General features: G+C 61.8%; 21 protein-coding genes. 10 read left to right on the plus strand and 11 right to left on the minus strand.

Annotated elements, in window-relative coordinates; genetic code table 11:
• The first annotated feature begins 34 nt into the window (after positions 1 to 34).
• The gene (folP, locus tag QHC67_RS04965) at positions 35 to 1,156 is read left to right on the plus strand and encodes a dihydropteroate synthase (RefSeq protein ID WP_319291819.1); all 1,122 of its coding nucleotides are present in this window, start codon (positions 35 to 37) and stop codon (positions 1,154 to 1,156) included.
• A gap of 30 nt (positions 1,157 to 1,186) precedes the next feature.
• On the opposite strand, the gene QHC67_RS04970 is transcribed toward folP, so the two are convergent.
• On the minus strand, positions 1,187 to 1,822 hold the full coding sequence (locus QHC67_RS04970; protein WP_319291822.1) for a hypothetical protein: 636 nt from the start codon (positions 1,820 to 1,822) through the stop codon (positions 1,187 to 1,189).
• A gap of 68 nt (positions 1,823 to 1,890) precedes the next feature.
• Complete coding sequence (locus tag QHC67_RS04975) at positions 1,891 to 3,306, minus strand: sigma-54 dependent transcriptional regulator (protein ID WP_319291825.1); 1,416 nt, start codon at positions 3,304 to 3,306, stop codon at positions 1,891 to 1,893.
• 175 nt (positions 3,307 to 3,481) lie between these two features.
• Between QHC67_RS04975 and QHC67_RS04980 the strand changes: the two genes are divergently transcribed.
• The 5 genes from QHC67_RS04980 to QHC67_RS05000 all read left to right on the plus strand — a co-directional run bounded on the left by QHC67_RS04980 (position 3,482) and on the right by QHC67_RS05000 (position 7,381).
• Positions 3,482 to 3,613, plus strand: a complete 132-nt coding sequence (locus QHC67_RS04980) for an aa3-type cytochrome c oxidase subunit IV (protein ID WP_319291827.1) — start codon at positions 3,482 to 3,484, stop codon at positions 3,611 to 3,613.
• Positions 3,614 to 3,679: 66 nt separating this feature from the next.
• Positions 3,680 to 4,798 carry an NAD(P) transhydrogenase subunit alpha gene (locus QHC67_RS04985; protein WP_319291830.1) on the plus strand — a complete coding sequence of 373 codons (1,119 nt, stop codon included), beginning with the start codon at positions 3,680 to 3,682 and terminating at the stop codon, positions 4,796 to 4,798.
• Positions 4,799 to 4,873: 75 nt separating this feature from the next.
• Positions 4,874 to 5,158: an NAD(P) transhydrogenase subunit alpha gene (locus tag QHC67_RS04990; RefSeq protein ID WP_104952160.1), complete on the plus strand. Its 285-nt coding sequence runs from the start codon at positions 4,874 to 4,876 to the stop codon at positions 5,156 to 5,158.
• A complete protein-coding gene (locus QHC67_RS04995) occupies positions 5,158 to 6,597 on the plus strand; it encodes an NAD(P)(+) transhydrogenase (Re/Si-specific) subunit beta (RefSeq protein WP_319291837.1) in 1,440 nt (479 codons plus the stop codon). The genes QHC67_RS04990 and QHC67_RS04995 overlap by 1 nt, the downstream gene beginning before the upstream one ends.
• A gap of 91 nt (positions 6,598 to 6,688) precedes the next feature.
• On the plus strand, positions 6,689 to 7,381 hold the full coding sequence (locus QHC67_RS05000; protein ID WP_319291840.1) for an aspartate/glutamate racemase family protein: 693 nt from the start codon (positions 6,689 to 6,691) through the stop codon (positions 7,379 to 7,381).
• Positions 7,382 to 7,384: 3 nt separating this feature from the next.
• Here QHC67_RS05000 and QHC67_RS05005 read toward each other — a convergent pair whose 3' ends face one another.
• A complete protein-coding gene (locus QHC67_RS05005) occupies positions 7,385 to 7,762 on the minus strand; it encodes a DUF2147 domain-containing protein (RefSeq protein ID WP_319291897.1) in 378 nt (125 codons plus the stop codon).
• A 154-nt stretch (positions 7,763 to 7,916) separates the two neighbouring features.
• Between QHC67_RS05005 and QHC67_RS05010 the strand changes: the two genes are divergently transcribed.
• Complete coding sequence (locus QHC67_RS05010) at positions 7,917 to 8,783, plus strand: S-methyl-5'-thioadenosine phosphorylase (protein ID WP_319291843.1); 867 nt, start codon at positions 7,917 to 7,919, stop codon at positions 8,781 to 8,783.
• Positions 8,784 to 8,795: 12 nt separating this feature from the next.
• On the opposite strand, the gene QHC67_RS05015 is transcribed toward QHC67_RS05010, so the two are convergent.
• From QHC67_RS05015 to QHC67_RS05045, 7 genes are all read right to left on the minus strand, one after another.
• A complete protein-coding gene (locus QHC67_RS05015) occupies positions 8,796 to 9,788 on the minus strand; it encodes a type II secretion system F family protein (RefSeq protein ID WP_319291845.1) in 993 nt (330 codons plus the stop codon).
• Positions 9,789 to 9,801: 13 nt separating this feature from the next.
• On the minus strand, positions 9,802 to 10,797 hold the full coding sequence (locus QHC67_RS05020) for a type II secretion system F family protein (protein WP_319291848.1): 996 nt from the start codon (positions 10,795 to 10,797) through the stop codon (positions 9,802 to 9,804).
• 63 nt (positions 10,798 to 10,860) lie between these two features.
• On the minus strand, positions 10,861 to 12,150 hold the full coding sequence (locus QHC67_RS05025) for a pilus assembly protein CpaE (RefSeq protein ID WP_319291851.1): 1,290 nt from the start codon (positions 12,148 to 12,150) through the stop codon (positions 10,861 to 10,863).
• Between the two features lie 2 nt (positions 12,151 to 12,152).
• The gene (locus QHC67_RS05030) at positions 12,153 to 12,830 is read right to left on the minus strand and encodes a CpaD family pilus assembly protein (RefSeq protein WP_319291854.1); all 678 of its coding nucleotides are present in this window, start codon (positions 12,828 to 12,830) and stop codon (positions 12,153 to 12,155) included.
• 17 nt (positions 12,831 to 12,847) lie between these two features.
• A complete protein-coding gene (locus tag QHC67_RS05035; protein ID WP_413818492.1) occupies positions 12,848 to 14,332 on the minus strand; it encodes a type II and III secretion system protein family protein in 1,485 nt (494 codons plus the stop codon).
• Position 14,333: 1 nt separating this feature from the next.
• A complete protein-coding gene (gene cpaB / locus QHC67_RS05040; RefSeq protein WP_319291859.1) occupies positions 14,334 to 15,338 on the minus strand; it encodes a Flp pilus assembly protein CpaB in 1,005 nt (334 codons plus the stop codon).
• Positions 15,339 to 15,388: 50 nt separating this feature from the next.
• The gene (locus tag QHC67_RS05045) at positions 15,389 to 15,862 is read right to left on the minus strand and encodes a prepilin peptidase (protein WP_319291862.1); all 474 of its coding nucleotides are present in this window, start codon (positions 15,860 to 15,862) and stop codon (positions 15,389 to 15,391) included.
• 50 nt (positions 15,863 to 15,912) lie between these two features.
• Here QHC67_RS05045 and QHC67_RS05050 point away from each other — a divergent pair, with 50 nt between their 5' ends.
• From QHC67_RS05050 to QHC67_RS05060, 3 genes are read left to right on the plus strand one after another with little or no spacing between them, the layout of a single operon-like run.
• Entirely contained in the window at positions 15,913 to 16,857 is a 945-nt protein-coding gene (locus QHC67_RS05050) for an alpha/beta hydrolase (RefSeq protein ID WP_319291865.1), read from the plus strand.
• Positions 16,854 to 17,972 carry an FAD-dependent oxidoreductase gene (locus QHC67_RS05055; protein ID WP_319291868.1) on the plus strand — a complete coding sequence of 373 codons (1,119 nt, stop codon included), beginning with the start codon at positions 16,854 to 16,856 and terminating at the stop codon, positions 17,970 to 17,972. Before QHC67_RS05050 ends, QHC67_RS05055 begins: the two co-directional genes overlap by 4 nt.
• A gap of 45 nt (positions 17,973 to 18,017) precedes the next feature.
• Positions 18,018 to 18,482 (plus strand): CHASE2 domain-containing protein, encoded by a 465-nt coding sequence (locus QHC67_RS05060; protein WP_319291900.1) that lies wholly within the window; start codon positions 18,018 to 18,020, stop codon positions 18,480 to 18,482.
• Between the two features lie 30 nt (positions 18,483 to 18,512).
• Here the strand turns inward: QHC67_RS05060 and QHC67_RS05065 are convergent.
• Positions 18,513 to 19,006 (minus strand): transposase (locus tag QHC67_RS05065; RefSeq protein ID WP_319291871.1); only part of this gene is annotated, 494 nt, incomplete at its 5' end.

The following is a 19,006-nucleotide window of genomic DNA, read 5'->3' on the forward strand; positions in this document are numbered from 1 at the left end:
TCCCCAGCGGGCGCATCCGCTGTACTGCACGCCCATGACCCAATCCAAAGTCCCTGCCGATGCCCGCCTTACTTTGCGCCCTGTGGGGTTCGTCGACACGCCTGTTGGACTTGACGGTCGCACCGCGCGCATCGGTAACGGCCTGCTCTGGTTTCAGGCCTATGAAGTGGTGGCCGTCCACAATGGCCTGCGGGTCTTCCGCGATACCGTTTCAGTCGTAGACTTTCCCCTCTGGATAACAGAGCTTCCCGAGCCACTGGCGCAGCGGGCGCAATCGCTTGCCGCGAATATAGGCGCGCCGCGTCCGCCGATCACTCTTGGCGAGCGCACCATCCGCCTCGACACGCCGCAGGTCATGGGCATACTGAACCTGACGCCCGACAGCTTCTCCGATGGAGGCAAGCATATCGGGGACGTGCAAGGCGCGGCGGATGCAGGGTTCGCCATGGCGGCGGCTGGGGCGGCCCTTGTAGATGTGGGCGGCGAATCCACGCGTCCGGGCGCGGAAAAGCTGTGGGAAGGCGACGAGATCGCTCGCGTCGTGCCGGTCATCGAACGGTTGGCGGCATCCGGCGTGCCGGTCTCTATCGACACGCGCAAGGCTGCGGTGATGGAAGCCGCGCTGGCCGCGGGCGCAGCGATCGTGAATGACATCGGCGCGCTCTTGCACGATTCGCGCAGCATGGATGTGGTCGCACGGGCAGGGTGCCCGGTGGTTCTGATGCACGCCCCCTCGACTGGCGATGATCCACATGAGAACCGGGGCGGCTATGCCGATGTGGCGACGGATGTGTTCGAATGGCTGGAGGCGCGGATCGCCGCCTGCGAGGCTGCCGGAATCGCGCAGGCGAAGATCATTGTCGATCCGGGGCTGGGGTTCGGCAAGTCGTTGGCCGATAATCTGGCGCTGGTGAACCGGCTTGCCCTGTTTTCGGCTCTCGGCGTGCCGCTGCTGTTCGGAGGCAGTCGCAAGCGCATGATCGGCGCGCTGTCGAACGAGGCGCCCGCAGCGCAGCGGCTTGGCGGTTCCCTCGCGCTGGCGGTACGCGCCGCCGATCTCGGTGCGCAGATGGTGCGCGTGCATGACGTGCCCGAGACGGTGCAGGCATTGCATGTCTGGCGCGGCTTGCGGGATGCTGCTTTGGCGGCTGGCTGATCGCGCTTCTTCTCCCTCGCGGGAGAAGGTTTAGTCTGCCGCGTTAGTAGCAGCCGCTGATGCATTCGCTGCCGCCGGGGCCTCGCCGCCACCCGCGCCGTCGAACACCCGCAGACTGTCCAGCGTCTGCTGAGCGATGCCCTGATATTGTTCGCTCAGCAGTTCGGGATAGACGAACGTCGCCGACACCAGCGATCCGTCCTTCTTGCGAACCAGCCGTACGGCGATGTTGTTGCCTTCGCCGTCATTGGCGGTTCCGCGATATTCGCTGCCGCCTACGAAGTCGCCGTCCACAGCCTCCGACTGGGTGTTCATCGCTTCAACGACCTGCTGGAGATCCTTGTCATTGTCGTTGGGGGACCAGAAAACCCGGATGTCGGCTCCGGCGCCCGGATCTTCCGAAACGATGCCGTCAGCGTTCGTCGCCTGCGCGTTGCGGGTCCAACCCTCCGGAAGCGTGATTGAAAAGCCGCGGGCCTGATTTACATAATTCCGGTTTTCCGTAGCTTCTGCCTCCTCAACCCCGGCACGCTGGGCCGCATTGTCGGCTGCGGCCTTAGCCGCTGCGGCAAGTGCCTCGCTGTCGGGCACTTCGGAAACCGCTTCCTGCCGTCCGCAGGCTGTGACGAGGAGCAGGAGGGCGAGGCAGGGAAGCGCTGTCTTCATGTGAGCAGCCAAAGCATAGTGCGCCTGCGAATTCAACCGCGGAGCGGCCATGGCCACGTCAAAAATGGCTAGGCTGCGCTGTCGATCCCGAGTTCGGCGAGCTTGCGATACAGCGTGGATCGTCCGATCCCCAGCCGCCGCGCCACTTCACTCATGCGCCCGCGATAGTGACCGATGGCAAGGCGCACGACGTCCGCTTCGATTTCGGCCAACTGCCGGACATGGCCGTCCGTTTCGAACAGAGTGATGCCGGCCGCCTCTCCATGGCTGACGCGTGGAGTTGGCGGGTTGCTGCCATTCTGGCGCGTTATGATCTGGGCGGCGATCTGCGGAAAGTCCTGCGGCGTTAAGGCGTCACCGTCGCAAAGCACCGCGGCGCGGAACAGGGCGTTCTGCAGCTGGCGGACGTTGCCCGGCCATTCATGCCGCATCAGCAAGGCCAATGCCTCGCCTGTAATGCCAAGGCTACGCAGGCCCGGCTGCGCGGCGATCCGCGCGAGCAGATGGCGGGCGAGCGCCGGTATGTCGCCCGATCGTTCGCGCAAAGGCGGAATGGTGAGTTGGACGACGTTCAGACGATAATACAGGTCTTCCCGGAAACGCCCCGCTTCCACTTCATCGAGCAGGCGGCGATTGGTCGCAGCGATGACGCGTACGTCGACATGGACGGGTATGCGGGCACCTAACGGTTGCACCTCACCATCCTGCAGGACGCGTAGCAGCTTCACTTGCGCGTCGAGCGGCAGTTCGCATACTTCGTCAAGGAAGATCGTGCCGGTGTCGGCATCAAGGAACCTGCCCAACTGGCGATCGAACGCGCCGGTGAATGCGCCGCGTTCATGCCCGAACAACTCGGATTCGACGAGGTTCGCGGGTATCGCGCCGCAGTTCACTGCGACCATCCGTTGCCGGAAGCGGGGCGACGCCGCATGGATGGCGCGGGCGATGACGTCCTTGCCGACGCCGCTCTCACCCTCGATCAGCACGGGAATACGCGCGCGGGCGGCTTTGGCGGCTACGGCCAGCGCTGCCCTGAATTGCGGCGCGGAGCCGACGATCTCCTCGAAGGCGAGTGGTGCCGATATCTTCTCAGTCAACGGCCGCAGTTCCCGGCTGTCGGGCGCGGCGCTCAGCGTCGCGTTCAGCGCAGCGAGCAACTGGTCGGGCGCAATCGGCTTGGAAAGATAGTCGGTCGCTCCGGCGCGCATTGCGTGCACTGCTGTTGCCACGCTATTGTGGGCTGTCAGGATCAGGATGGGCAGGGAAGGACGCTGCTCGCGAATATCGCGCACAAGATCAGTGGGGTCATAATCCGGACTCCACTGGTCGATCATTACGGCGTCCAGCCGCAAGCCGTCCTGCGTGCCGAGTGTCGCCAGCGCCGTTTCGCCGTCATTAGCGAACAAAGTGCGCCAGCCCGCACGAGAAGCCAGTGCCGCGACCAGCCGGCGTTGCGCAGGCTCATCGTCAATCAGCAGCAGCATGGGCGTGTCGTCCCGCAAACCGTGTTCCCCTCTCACTTCCGACAGAAGACTTACGTAGCGGCCCGCGGTAAAGACGCGATTAAGCCTCCCACATAAATCTTTGGCTGTCAGGCGGGGTTGAGGGTCTGGATTGTTGTCGATAAGAGGAAGCCAACTCGCTGGACATCAAGAGGGAATGGACATGGCCTCCGAAGGCAACATCAAGAACGCCGAGAAAACCTACGTCAGCTTTCTGAACTTCATGAAGTGGGGCACCATCGTCAGCATCGGTTTGACCGCAGTCGTGGTTCTTCTGATTTCGACCTGAAGAGGCGAGCGCACATTTAGCTGAACAGCCGGTAGAAGAAATCCGGCACGGCAAGGGGGGATGCAGTTGAAGATCGTTATTGTGAAAGAACAGGCTCCGGGGGAACGGCGCGTTGCCGGGACACCGGAGACCGCCAAGAAGTTCATCGCCTTGGGCGCCGAAGTCGCGGTTGAGACTGGCGCGGGCGTGACGGCCTCTATCGGGGACGATGCCTATGTGGCGGCGGGTGCAACGGTCGCAGACCGCGCGGCTGCAGTGGCCGGTGCGGACATCGTGCTGGCAGTGCAGGCTCCCGCAGCAGAGACGATCAGTGGCGCCAAGCCGGGCGCATGGGTTGCGGCGAGCTTCAACCCATTCGCCGAGCGTGCCCGCGTAGATGCCTATGCAACGGCAGGTCTCGAAGCACTGGCGATGGAGTTCATGCCGCGAATCACTCGTGCGCAGTCGATGGACATCCTGTCCTCGCAGTCCAACCTCTCTGGCTACAAGGCGGTGCTGGACGCTGCGGCAGAATATGACCGCGCTTTCCCGATGATGATGACGGCGGCCGGCACAGTATCGGCCGCGCGCGTGTTCGTCATGGGCGTCGGCGTTGCAGGGCTTCAGGCGATTGCGACCGCGCGGCGTCTGGGCGCGCAGGTCTCCGCGACGGATGTCCGCTCCGCGACCAAGGAGCAGATCGAAAGCCTGGGCGCCAAAGCGATCTTCGTCGAGAACGTCAAGGGCATCGAAGGCGAAGGTTCCGGCGGCTATGCCACGGAAATGTCCGACGAATATAAAGCCGCGCAGGCCGAACTGGTCTCCAGCCATATTGCCAAGCAGGACATCGTCATCACGACGGCGCTGATCCCCGGCCGTCCCGCGCCTCGCCTCATCAGCGACGCGCAGCTTGCGTCCATGAAGCCGGGCAGCATCATCGTCGATCTCGCAGTGGAAGCGGGCGGAAACGTCGAAGGCGCAGTAGCCGGCGAAGTCGTGGAGCGCCACGGCGTCAAGATCGTGGGCCATCGCAACGTACCCTCTCGCGTCGCCGCGGATACATCGGCCCTGTTCTCGCGCAACCTCTATAACTTCCTGTCTGCCTTCTGGGACAAGGAAAAGAACGCGCCGGTACTGGACGAAGAAATCGGCAACGCAATCCGCCTGACGCAGGGCGGCAAAGTCGTCAACGAGCGACTTCTTTAGAAACAAGGGCGCGGTCCCGGCATGTCGGGGTTGCGCGGGGCCGCTAGCTGAAAGCGGCGAGCCAAGGGGGCCAATATGGACTTCGTATCAATATTATCCATCTTCGTGATGGCCTGTTTCGTGGGCTATTATGTGGTGTGGTCGGTGACGCCGGCGCTGCATACGCCGCTCATGGCAGTCACCAACGCCATTTCCTCCGTCATCATCGTGGGCGCGCTCGTCGCGTCTGCTGAGGCGGGCAGTGCTGCGGCCAAATATCTCGGCCTGCTGGCGGTGGTGTTCGCCTCGGTCAACATCTTCGGCGGCTTTGCCGTGACCGAGCGCATGCTCGCGATGTACAAGAAGAAGGAGCGCAAGTGATGCACGAAGCCGTCACCGCAGTTCCGCCCTTCGTCGCGCTGGCCTATCTGGTCGCGGGCGTCCTCTTCATCCTAGCTTTACGCGGGCTCTCCAGCCCCGCGACGAGCCGCACCGGCAACCGTTTCGGCATGGCCGGCATGGCGATTGCCGTTGCGACCACCCTCTACACGCATGATCTGACGAGCCTGCCGGAGATCGTCGCCGCCATCGCCATCGGTGGTGTCATCGGCTTCATCACCGCGCGCAAGATCGCGATGACGGACATGCCGCAGCTTGTCGCGGCGTTCCACAGTCTCGTCGGTCTTGCCGCCGTGCTGGTGGGTGCGGCCGCCTATCTCAATCCGGCCGCGTTCAACATCCTCGACGCGGCCACGAACCAGATACACAATGCCAGCCGCATTGAACTCGGCCTTGGCGTTGCCATCGGTGCAATTACATTCTCCGGTTCGGTCATCGCGTTCCTGAAGCTCAACGGCAACATGTCGGGCAAGCCGATCATGTTGCCTGGGCGTCATGTCATCAACTTGGGCACACTGGTCGCGATCCTCGGTCTGATCGCTTGGTTCTATGTGATGGCCGCGCCAACCGTCGCGGCGCCGTGGCTGTTCTGGACAGTGATAGCGCTGAGCTTCATCATCGGCTTCCTCCTGATCATTCCCATCGGCGGCGCGGATATGCCGGTCGTCGTCTCGATGCTGAACAGCTATTCGGGTTGGGCCGCCGCCGCGATGGGCTTCACGCTCGGAAACAGCGCGATGATCATCACCGGCGCGCTGGTCGGGTCGTCGGGCGCGATCCTGTCCTACATCATGTGCAAGGCGATGAATCGCAGCTTCATCAGCGTGATCGCGGGCGGCTTCGGTGCCGATGCAGGTCCGTCCGGCGCCGGTGGTCCTGTCATCGACCGCCCGTACAAGCGCGGGTCGGCCGAAGACGCGGCGTTCCTGATGAAGCAGGCGGACAGCGTCATCATCGTGCCCGGCTACGGCATGGCGGTATCGCAGGCCCAGCACGCCCTGCGCGAAATGGGCGACCTGCTGAAGAAGGAAGGCGTCAGCGTCAAATACGCGATCCATCCGGTTGCGGGACGTATGCCCGGCCACATGAACGTGCTGCTGGCCGAAGCGAACGTGCCCTATGACGAAGTGTTCGAGCTGGAAGACATTAACGGCGAGTTCGGTCAGGCCGACGTCGCTTTCGTGATCGGTGCGAACGACGTCACCAACCCGGCGGCGAAGACGGACAAGACGTCACCCATCTACGGCATGCCGATCCTAGATGTCGCGAACGCAAAGTCGGTGCTGTTCGTGAAGCGCTCGATGGGGGGCGCGGGCTATGCCGGTGTCGACAATGAAGTCTTCTACATGGACAACACCATGATGCTCCTCGCCGACGCCAAGAAGATGGTCGAGGAAATCGTGAAAGGCTTGGCGCACTAAGCCACCTGTGTTTAGGTAAGGCCGCTCCCCTGCCGTCTGCATCGCGCATGTGGCAGCGGGAGCGTTCTTGTGCTCTGGCCTTGGGAAAAACATGCGGAAATTAGGTTTGATCGGCGGGCTTAGCTGGACCTCCACGGCCCGCTATTACCAGATCATCAACCAGGCGGTCGCGCGTGCGAAGGGCGGCCTGCACAGCGCGCCGATTTTGATCGAGAGCCTGGACTTTGCCGATGTCGCCCGCAGCGCCAGTGCCGACGACTGGGACTCCGCGTCGCGCGAACTGATCGGCGCGGCGCAGCGGCTGGAGACGGCTGGCGCGCAGACGCTGCTGATCTGCGCCAATTCGATGCACAAGGTCTATGATGCGGTGGCGGCGTCTGTGGGCATCCCCATCATACACATCGCCGAAGTCGTAGGCGACAAGATGAACGCTGACGGCATCAAGTCCGCCGCGCTCATCAGTACGCGCAACGTGATGATGGAGAAATTCTATCGCCAGCGCCTCGTCGCACATGGCGTGTCACTGCTCCCCGCCGACATGAAGCTCGCCGAGCGCATCGACCATATCGTCTATGACGAGCTGGTGCTGGGCAAAGCGATGCGCGATTCCGAACGCTTCATGAAGTCCCAGCTGACCGACATTGCAAAGCAGCATGTGCAGGCCGTGATCCTTGCCTGTACGGAGCTTGAGATGATCGTCGACGTGAAGGCCAACGTGCTGCCGATCTACGACTGCACCACGATTCACGCCATGGCCGGCGCGCGCTTCATCCTTTCGGAATAGCCTCTACCGCGCTGGCGTCCAGATCTGCGTCTTGCAGAAGAAGGCAATGCATCCTTGCACCTTCAGCGTACCGTTCGCATTGCGCGCCAGCTTAGAGGCATAGGTCTTTCCCGACTGGGGATCGTAGATTTGCCCCTTCCACAAACTGCCGGCGTCGTTGAAATCACTGAGGATCGTCAGTCCCTCGATGGGGCGATTGCGGAGCTTCTCGTCGGGATTGTGAGCGTAGTTTCGCGGCGCTCCGGGAGTGGGTTTCACCACCTTGGCGATCTGTCCGCACATGGCCCCGCCGCAGGGGCCGATCTGGACGATAGCCTTGCCGTTCTCCGTGAGCCAACGCCCGGAAATCGGCTGTGCGGCTGACGCTGGAGACGGCACCATGATGAGTGCCGACGCGGTGACTGCGAAACTCGGAAGACTGCGTTTCAAGGATTTTCCTCTCACATGCTTATAGCTGGCATCATAAAGCTGTCATTGCCAAGCGGCTATAGCAAAGCCGTGACGGGGGCTTGGCAATCAAGTGCGTGAGGCGAATATGAGCGAATGGACGATCGGCATCATCGGCGGCTCCGGCCTGTACAGGATCGATGGGCTGGAGGATGCTCATTGGACGCCGGTCACGACCCCTTGGGGAAAGCCATCGGACGATCTACTGGTGGGGCGGATCGCAGGTGTGCGCTGCATCTTCCTGCCCCGGCACGGTCGCGGCCACTATCTGGCGCCCGGAGATCTGAATTCCCGCGCCAACATAGACGCAATGAAGCGGCTGGGCGCGACCGACATCCTCTCGATCTCCGCTGTCGGGTCATTGCGTGAGGACTTGCCGCCGGGCCATTTCGCAGTCGTCGATCAATTCATCGACCGCACCTTTGCTCGCACGAAAAGCTTCTTCGGCAAGGGGCTGGTCGCGCACGTCTCCATGGCCGACCCGGTCTGTCCCCGGCTCTCGGATCTCGTGACGCAAGCTGCGCTTGCAGTGGGCGCGCCGGTCACGACCGGAGCGACTTATCTCGCGATGGAGGGGCCGCAATTTTCCACACGCGCGGAGAGCCTGATGTATCGGCAGTGGGGTTGCGATGTGATCGGCATGACGGCGATGCCGGAAGCGAAACTCGCCCGGGAAGCGGAACTGCCCTATGCACTGGTCGGCATGGTCACGGATTACGATTGCTGGCGGGAAGAGGAGGCCGGGGTCGAGGTCACGAACGTGCTGAGGGTGCTAAACGAGAATGCCGCGCGCGCCCGGCAACTGGTGCTGGAATTCATCGCGCGGCTTCCGGCGGAGCGGGCACCGAGCCCTATCGACACTTGCCTCGACCACGCGATCATCACTGCGCCCGAAGCGCGGGACCCTGAGATGATCGCGCGGCTGGATGCCGTCGCTGGCAGAATATGGGCCTAGCGCCCTTAAACTTTAAAAGGCGCTCGAAATCGAGCAGGCGGCCGGACCAAGGATGACGACGAACAGCGTCGGCAGAATGAACAGGATCAGCGGCACGGTCATGATAGCGGGGAGACGCGCGGCCTTTTCCTCTGCGCGCATCATGCGCTCGTTGCGGAACTCGGCCGACAGTACACGGAGGGCGGAGGCGAGCGGCGTGCCGTATTTCTCGGTCTGGATCATGGTCGTGACTACGCCTTTCACCGCGTCCAGTTTGACGCGATTGGCAAGGTTCTCGAACGCCATGCGTCGCTCGGTCAGGAAGCTTAACTCGATGGCTGTAAGCTGGAACTCATCGCCCAACTCGGGATAGGCCTTGCCCAGTTCCTTCGAGACGCGATTGAAAGCCGCATCGACGGTAAGGCCCGCCTCGGCGCAGATCACGAGTAAGTCGAGCGCATCGGGCAGTCCTTTGCGGATTTCGGCCGAACGCTTCGTCACCTTGTTGTCGAGGTACAGATCCGGCGCCTTGTAGGCGAGCAGCAAGAGTATCGCGAAACAGCCGAAGCGTTTCATCGGCCCCCAGTCCGGCTGCCCGCCCAGCACGTAGAGCCAAAGCCCGACCAGGCTGCCAACGACGATCGGCGTTATCATGCGGCCGAAGATGACGGCGACAGCCCAATCCTTCGACCGGATGCCTGCCTGCGCCAGCTTGACCTGCGCCTCCTTCAACTGATCGTCCTGCAAGACCTTCAGGTTCGATAGGAAAGACCGCATGTGATCGGTCGTTTGGTTCTTCTGGACCAGCTTGGCGCGGCGCTTGGCCGTCGATGCGGTGATGCCCGCTTTCAACTGTTCGCGACGTTCGTTCAGTGCCTTGACGCGCTTCGTCATCGGATCGCGCACCGTCATCACGGTATAGAGCGCGAACATGACGGCGAACGTCGCCAAGGCCGCCATCAGCGTCCCGACATCAGTCGCAGTCATGCCCAGCAGAGTGGCTCCGGGGGGTGTTGCAGCTTGCATCCTCGTGCCTCCCTTAAATCTCGAAGTTGATCATCTGGGACATGATGAACACGCCGATGCCCATCCATCCCATGCCGCCGATGCCGATCAGCTGCATCAGGCTGAGGCCGAACATACCCGCCGGATCGCCATTGTAGAAGGGCGACATATATTGGAAGTTGATGTAGGAAATCATGCCGAACACCAGGAACGGCAGCGACCCGATGATATACGCCGATGCCTTCGATTCCGACGACATCGCCCGGATCTTCAGCTTCATCTGCGCACGCTGACGCAGCACGGTTGAGAGGTTCGACAGGGTTTCGGCCAAATTGCCGCCGGTCTCCCGCTGAATCGCCAGAGTAATGACGAAGAACTGGAACTCCGCGGTTTCCAGGCGGTCGGCAGTCTCCTGCAGTGCCTGCTCCATGGTCTGGCCGATCTTCATGCGCTCGCTGATCAGCTTGAATTCCTCGCCCACAGGCCCCGGAATCTCGCTCGCGACGATGCCGAGCGTCTCGCTGATCGGCAGGCCAGATCGAAGGCCACGGACGAGCAGGTCGAGCGCGTCAGGGAAATGTTTGGTGAACTTGTCGACGCGCTTGCCGATCAGGCGGCCGACATACCAGTGCGGCAGGCCGAGGCCCGCAGCGAGCCCGACGAACAGGATCATCAGCGGCGCATAGCCGCGCAGCGCCATGACTCCAGTCAGCGCAATGAAGATGCCGGCGCTACTGGTCATATACTGACCCAGCGTCCATTTCTTGCCCGTGCGCCGGATGCGTTTGCTAAGGTTCTCCGGATTGGGGATCAGCGACACCAGAAGCTTCATGTCTTCGGTGGTGCGATTGGAGATCGCCTTGCGCATCCGCGCTTCCAGCATCGCGTCGGCGGATTCGCTATGACGTCCGCGGATCAGCGCCATGCGACGCTGTTGCGCCTTCTGTGCCGAAGGACCTGCAAAGGCGAGCATGGTCAGCCCGATCGCGCTAAAAACGAGCACGATCAGCAGGATCAGTTGGCTATCCATTTCGCATCTGTCCCGTCATGCTCACTCACCATGTCCGTTCAATGTGCTGCTCCGCCACGGCCTTCAGCGGCCTAGCGCGGCCTTCTTGTCCTTCTTGCCCGGCATGATCGCCTTGAATTCGGTGAACTTGCCCATCAGCGATCCGCCCTTGGCCTTGGTCTTGCCTTTGCCATCGGCCGCATCGTCGAGCGCGCCAAGCGCTTCATCCATGACCTGGACGAGGCCCGCGCCGGTCTTGCTGCCCTTGGCCACTTCCGCCAGAGTCTTGCCGAGCTTCGCGGCCTGAGCGGCGAGCCTCGCGTCGAAGGGAACGATAACGTCCACTTTCCGCTCGATCGACTGCTCGAAGTCCTTGCGGCTGATCTCCAAAGCGGCCGTATGAACGCGATTGGCGACCATGATCACGCGCGTCTGCGGAGCGTTGCTCTTCAGCCACGAGAGAATGCGGATCGAATCCCGCGCCGCCGCCAGTGTCATTTCCGTCGCGACCATCGTGACGCTGATATCGTTCATGAGGTGCGGGTGGGCGATCAGCATCGCGCGGGGAAGATCGATCACGCTGCATTCGAAAGCCGTGCGGAATTCGTCGAGCAACTGATAATAGGCGCCGCCATCCGTCATCATAGGCTGGCTGATCGGTGCTTCGGCGGACAGGATGGCGAGCCGGTCGCTGGCGCGCACCATCGCACGCTCGATAAACAGGCCGTCGATACGACCGGGATTCTCGATCGCGTCGGTAAGACCGCGGCCCGGCTCCAGATCCATGGCGAGGGCCCCTGTGCCGAAATGCACATCAAGGTCGAGCAAGGCAGTGGTGCGCTTGCCCTTGTCGCTGAGCAGCCAGGCCAGCGATGTCGCGACCGTGGAGGCGCCTGCACCGCCACGCGTGCCGATAACCGCCACCGAGAGATGAGGATGCTCCGTCGACGCGTCGGTGCGGGGCGCCATGAACACGGCCTGCGCCTGTGCGATGGTGTCGCGCAGATGGTCTGAGTTGAGGGGCTTAAGCAGATAATCCTGAATACCGCTGGCAACGAGATCGCGATACAGGCGCACGTCGTTGACTTGCCCAGCGGCGATCACGACAGTGCCAGGTTCGCATACTTCCGCAAGGCCGTTGATGTCGTTCAGCGGATCTCCGCTTTCCGACAGGTCGACGAACAGGATCTGCGGGCTGGCGCTGACCGACAGCGTCTGCACTGCATTCCGGAGGCCGCCCTTGTTTACCTTTTCCGGTGGCCAGCCAAGCTCGATGGCGACGCTGCGGATCACATCGAAGCTGTGATCGTCGCAGACGAACGCCTGGAACGGATCGCGCACGGCAATGCCTGCGCCTTTCCATGGTGCGTTCATTGTCAGTTGCCCCCTGCGAGAGTCTTGAGATCACCCGATCCGGTGGGTATCTTGTCGCGATACACCTGAATGGCGCGGTTCGACGTTGCTCCGCGCAGATCGCTGGTGCCCGTCTGGCCGCGTACAAGGTCTTCCGGGTTTGCAATCATCGCGGCAAGACTGCCGTTAACGCCGCAACCATAGTTGCGCGACGTGCTCCCCATGCCGTTGGTTTCCGGCTTGTCGCTCCAGTCCGGGCAGCCTGGTACGCTGGCCGAAGGGCGGCGGACGGTGACGCGGACCAGACCCTGCTGCGACGAAGGCGAAACATCTTCTTCGATCAGTAACCCGCGCCGCGCCACCAGATCGGCAATGTCGTCGGCGATCGTCGAGCCATAAGCGTGGCCGGCCGTCGAGACCATCACGCGGTCGGCGTAGGCAATGTCGATCGACGCCAGCCAACCATCCAGCCGCTGCGCTTCGCTTGGCGAGAGTCCGCCGCCGCTGCCAACCTGCACGTCATAGGCGAAGTTGGTGTAGCTCACCACCGGCTGTCGCTCCGACTGCATCCCGCGATTGAATGTGCCTCGCGGCTTCGCATCCACATCCTTGGGCACCAGCGCAAGGCTGACCACCGCCAGCCCCAGTCCGGCAAGAAAGGTGTAGCGGGAGAAGGGCCGTTGCATCGAATTCCGTTCCATCTTTACGGTCCTTCCCATCAGAAGCTGAAGCCGGGAGCGGCGGCGCCACTGGACTTGGCGAGCTTGGGTTGCTTGGTCGAGGTCGCCCGTGCGATGGGCGATGCGTCGGGTGCCGAAGGGGCGATCTTCGGTCCGGGATCACGTGCGCCACTGATGCCATCGGAGCCCTGCTGCAGGAACAGGCCCTGCGCCTCAGTCGCGCTGCGGAAGCCATCGGTGGGCAGGCGGATGTCCCGTGCGTTGACGGGTTTTACGAGATAAGGCGTGATGACGACGACCAGCTCAGTTTCGTTGCGCAGGAATTTGCGTGATTTGAATAGGCTGCCGAGAATTGGAATATCGCCTATACCCGGAATCTTGTCGATGTTGTTCGATGTATCATTGTTCAATAGTCCGGCGATCATGAAAGCTTGGCCCGACCCTAGTTCGACCGTAGTTTCCACAGCACGGCTCTTAAGAGCAGGAACTGCCGAGTTAATTGAGAAATCTAGGCTTGATACCGTAGGCCTTACACGCAACGAGATTCGGCCATCAGCGAGTACGGTTGGCGTAAAGGCTAATTGAACGCCGTATTGTTTGAATTCGATACTATTACCCTGGAGGCCGTTGCTCACTTGGTAAGGAAATTCGCCACCTGCGAGGAAACTTGCAGTTTCGCCTGACAAAGACGTGAGATTCGGTTGAGCAAGCGATGTTGCGAGACCTGATGTCTCAGCAAGGTCGAGAGCGCCCGCCACATCCATGCCGAAAAGCTTCGATATAAAACCAAGAGTAGTTCTATTATCGGTGGGCTGATTTTGAAACTGCAGTTTGCCAGCGCCATCCACTGCGACAAAATCGCGGTTTGCTCGCGCAATATGCCCTCTAAAGCCTTGTGTGGGGTCTTTAAGATACCAGTTCATTCCCACCTGATGAAGTAAGTTCCGGCTCACCTCCGCGATCCGCACCTGCAGGTTCACCTGGATCGGCGTTGCGGTGCGCAGGCGGCTTACCACCGTCACCTCCTTACCGACGAAGGCTTGCGTCAAGCGCTCGGCTTCGGCGGCGTCCTCGGGGGCCTTGATCGTGCCGGTCAGCAGGATCATGCCGTTCATGGTCGAAACCTGCACGTCAGCGTCGGGAATCGCGAGCTTCAGCATCTGGTCGACACTTGTCAGGTTGTTGCCCACGCGTATGACAGCGGAATACAGCGTCTGCCCACTCTTGCTGACGGCCGAGATGGTGGTCTCGCCCGGGTTCTTCGCCAGGATGTAGATCTGCGTGGACGAGCGGACATACACGTCCGCAACGGCCGGATTGACGACGATCACGTCGGAAATCTTGGCTGACAGGTTGATCACCCGGCTTGCGCCCACCGATAAGACCACGGCGCCATCGACGTTGCTGCTGACGCTGGGGGCGGCATTCAGCGCGGCAGTCGGGACGAAGCCGCCGGCCAGCGCGAGCCCGATCGCCAGCAAGGACGCGCTTCTTTTCCGCGCAAGGAACTTGGTCAAAGTCATCTTACTTCCCTCCGACCGGCACTACGGTCACATCTGTTCCACGCGCCACGCGGACCACTGGGCCTACCGGCACGCCACCGGCTGCCATCGGCGCGCCCTCGGGGCTGACAGTGACAGGCTTGGAAGGCACGCTGCGGCGCTGGAAGCGCGACACATCGGCACCCGTTGCAAAGGTCGATCCCTTGTCGATGGGGCTGGCGGCGATCTTCGCCAGCACGCGCTTTTCGGCGGCGGGATCGCTGCCGTCTGGCAGGGTCTCGTCTCCGGCCGCGATTGCCGCGTCGAGATCCGCCGTGCTATCGGCGATCGAGCGCAGGGAGAGCGAGAGCGAGCCCAGTGTCTGGGAAACCGCGATTTTTTCGGCGAGCTTGGGCGTCACTTCCAGCGTGACGTTGGAATAGGGTTGAATGACGGGCTTGCCGTCGTCGCCCAGCGCATTGGTGCGCTGATCGGTGGCAAGCACGCGAAGATTGCGCAGGATGGTTTCGGAGACCTTCAGCGGCTCGCCGTCGCCGCCGCCTGTTACCGACTGCGTCAGCATCATGTCCACGCGGTCGCCTGGAAACACGAAACCCGCGACAGAGTTCGACATCTGCACTGGCACGGTGACGGCACGCATGCCAGGCCCCAGCGCCGCAGCAAGGAAGCCGCGATCACCCGGCTGTATGACTGCCCCCTGCGTCAGCGGCTGTCCGGCGGTGATCGCATTGCGTACCACGCTCCCGGCGAGTTTGGTCGGCTCCATCTGGCCTTTCAGGAAGTAAGCCTGCTCCACAAGGTCCTTGGGCCAAGGCTGGAAGCGGAAGCTTTCCGCGTCCAAAATGGTACCTACCGGCAGCGCCTTGGTTGCTACCAGCACGAAGGGCGTGTCCGCTTCGACCGGCATCGCCGATGCGCTCGCCTGTGGTGCTCCGCCTGACGAGGAAAGCATGTTGCGTGCCACCAGTGCCGTCGCGACCGCTATGATCAGCGCGCCCACAAGCAGTACGATTTTCTTGGCATCCATGACGAAAACTGCCTCCCTCAAGCTGGAACCACCGGTCCCAGCCTTCCTCTTCACGCAAATTGGTTAATATATCGTTCGCCAACCAGCCAAAGCGCGGCGATGGAGATGGCGACTCCATAGGGTATCTCAGGCGGCCCTTCGCGGCGTGCCAGCTTGTGATGAATAATAGTCGCGGCCGTCACTACGCCCCCCGCCAGCGACATGATGATCAGCAGCATCAGCAGCGCCTGCCACGGAAACCATAGGGCGAGCGCCGCCAGCATCTTGACGTCTCCGCCGCCCATCATGCCGAGGGCGAACAGCCCGGCGAAAATGGAGAACACGCCGATGCTCAACGCTATCTGTAGGGGCACGTCCGGCCAGAACGGGATGCCACATGCCCACCAGTACAGCGGTGCAAGCAGGGCAATCGCCAAGTTCAGCGAATTGGAGATGATGCGGGCGCGTAGGTCAGTCACGGCTGCAACCACTAGAAGGCACGCCAGCAGGCCGAGAAGCGCGAATTTCAAGATTTCCCAAGTCATGGAGAAAGAGAACTAGACCAGACGCCTTACCAAACCGTAACCATGTTCTGATGCAGCAAAGCCCCTCTCAGTTCCGCACATGGCCCGAAGGCGGAGCGCTTGACCAATGGATCGCGCCGGATGGCTGGTCGCATCGCGTTTATCGCATGGGTGAGGGAACGCGCGGCCAGATGCTGATTCTGGCCGGGCGTGGCGACATGATCGAGAAGTATCTGGAGATCATCGCCTGGTTTGCGATCCGTGGATGGGCCGTCACGGCGTTCGACTGGCGAGGGCAGGGCGGTTCGGGGCGGTTGGGCACCGATCCCACCATTGGCCATGTGGTGGATTTTACGCAGTGGATCGAAGATCTGCGTAGTTATGGAATTGAATGGAAGGGGCAGGGGGTTGGCCCTCATGTCGTCCTGGCACACAGCATGGGCGGGTTTCTGGCCTTGCGCGCCATGGTGGAGGGCGCATTGCAGCCCGACGCGGCCGTGCTGACGGCGCCCATGCTGGGCCTGAACAGTGGTCGGATACCCGGCTGGCTGGCTCGGTTGATCATCGCGGCGATGCGTCGAATTGCCGGGCCGAGCGCAGCTGCATGGACACAGAATGAAGCATCCGAACTGCAGCTGCAGGCCCGGCAGCGACGGTTGACGCATTGCGTTTCCCGGCACGAGGATGAGCTTTACTGGCGGCGGGCCTATCCGGATCTCAGCCTGGGCGCGCCGAGCTGGAACTGGCTCCATCAGTCCTATCGAGCGACGGCGGCGCTGGAGCAGTCCGCAGCGCTGGAGCGGATGGAAGTACCGACGCTGATAGTAGGGACTGACGCCGATGCGCTGGTATCTCCGGAAGCCATACGCCGGGTCGCCGCCCGCCTCCCTAATGCCACTCTCCACATGTACGGTTCGGAAGCCGCTCATGAGATATTGCGCGAAACCGACCCGGTGCGGCTGGATGCCCTTGCCCGTATCGACGCTTTCTGGAATGCGCATGCCCCAGCAGCATGACCGATTACGACATCATCATCATCGGCGGAGGAATCGCCGGAGCAAGTCTGGGCGCTGAGATCGCAGCGCACGCGCGTGTCCTTATCCTGGAGATGGAAGACATCACCGGCTATCATGCCACGGGCCGCTCCGTCGCATTCTGGACGGAAAGCTATGGTGGTCCGGCTGTGCAGCCACTGACGTCCGCATCGGGTCCGCTGCTGGCAAATCCTGACTCCAACTTTTCCAGCACGAGTTTTCTACATCCCCGCGGCGCCATCCACATCGGCCGGCAGGAAAATAGGCTTTCAATAGACAACTTCACTCATCAGTTTGCCGGCAGCGGCATCAGTCTGGATCGTTTGCAGGCATCCGATCTTGCCGCTCGTATCCCCGGCCTCAGGGAAGAGTGGACGCACGGCATTTCAGAACCCAGCACTGCCGATATCGACGTGGGCGCGCTCCACGCCGCTTATTTTCGTCAGTTCGCGCGCTGTGGCGGGGCCCTTCAGACTGGCGCAAGGCTGATGGCTGCGAAACATGATCACCAAGGTTGGACGGTCGAGACGACCGGTGGCTCTTTCCGTTGCGTGACACTGGTAGACGCGGCCGGTGCATGGGCAGATGATGTCGCAAAACGATGTTATGTCGTTCCGCTCGGCATTCGGCCCCTGCAACGGACGGTGGTCCAACTCCGCGTAGAGCCTGAAGTCCCTGCCAATCTTCCGCTGGTCCTGGACATTAACGAGCGGTTCTATTTCAAGCCTGCGGGCGGCGGGAGGCTCTGGCTGTCTCCGCATGACGAAGAGCCTGCTGCTCCCGGCGACGTTGCCCCGGATGAGGTGGCGGTGGCGACTGCCATTGACCGTCTGCACCAGGTGGTCGACTGGCGCATTGCGGCGGTCGAGCGCAAATGGGCCGGTCTGCGCAGTTTTGCTCCGGATCGTTTACCGGTCTATGGCTATGACAGTGCGCAGCCAAACTTCTTCTGGTTCGCAGGTCAGGGAGGCTTTGGCATCCAGACATCCCCCGCTGCGGCGCACCTTGCAAGCGCGCTCCTGCTGAACCAGGAGCCACACGTCAGCATCGCTGGGATCGATCCCGCGCCCTATTCGCCGGAGCGCTTCTCCGCTTAGCGCGCCTGACGTCGGCTAAACGGCATCCCCGTAAATGTGAGGGAGATGATTTGCATTTCCGTAACCACTTTTAGCTACTGCGGTGGCGAGAAGGGTCAAAGAATGCCAAATCCAAAAGTCCAGCACGGTGCTTCAGCATCCCCCGGCAAGCTGAAGCTTCTTGCATGGCTGGTCGGCATTACGGTGCTGATTGGCCTGTCGGACTTTGGCGATCCCATTGACCTTGCCCTGCGTAATGCGCAGTTCAGGATACGTGCCCGACCGGCGAGTGGCCAAATTGTAATCGTGGGTATTGATGACGAGGCGCTTACGAGCGTCGGGGGGTGGCCTTGGAGGCGCGATCGCTTTGCAGAGCTGACGGACCGCTTGATGGCGGCCGGCGCAGATCGCATTTTTTTTGATGTCCCGTTCCGATCGATGGACAGTCAGGGTGACGAAGCGTTTGCCAAAGCGATTGCACGCCAGCCGGGCGATCGTGTCCCACAGCGTGGTGTAGGTTCGCTGGGATAGCCACAGCGACCTCCGGCTAAGCCGGATTGATCATGCTGCCATGGCAGGCAACGTGATGATGGGATTATCGCTTAAACCTGAGACGCTCTCAAGTGTCATGTAGCGGCAGCGTTGGACGGCCCATTCGTCGTTCTGTTCCAGAAGGATAGCGCCGACGAGACGGGTAATCGCCTCTTCGTTGGGGAAGATACCGACAACATCGGTGCGCCGCTTGATCTCGCCATTGAGCCGCTCGATGGGATTGTTGCTGTGCAACTTCGTGCGGTGTTGGGCTGGGAAGGTCATGTAGGCCAGCACATCCTCCTCGGCGCTGTCCATCAGAGTAGCGAGTTTTGGCACGGTAGGGCGCAATTGATCGGCGACGCTACGCCATTGGGCCTTTGCGGCCTCTGGAGTTTCCTGGGCGAAAGCGGTGGCGATGAATGCCGACACGACCCGGCGTCCACTCTTGCCGGCATGGGCCAGCGCATTGCGCATAAAATGAACCCGGCATCGCTGCCAGGTGGCGCTGAACACTTTGGCGA

Origin of the sequence: Sphingobium sp. (genome assembly GCF_033795625.1) — a bacterium.
In the GTDB taxonomy this organism is placed as follows: Bacteria; Pseudomonadota; Alphaproteobacteria; order Sphingomonadales; family Sphingomonadaceae; genus Sphingobium.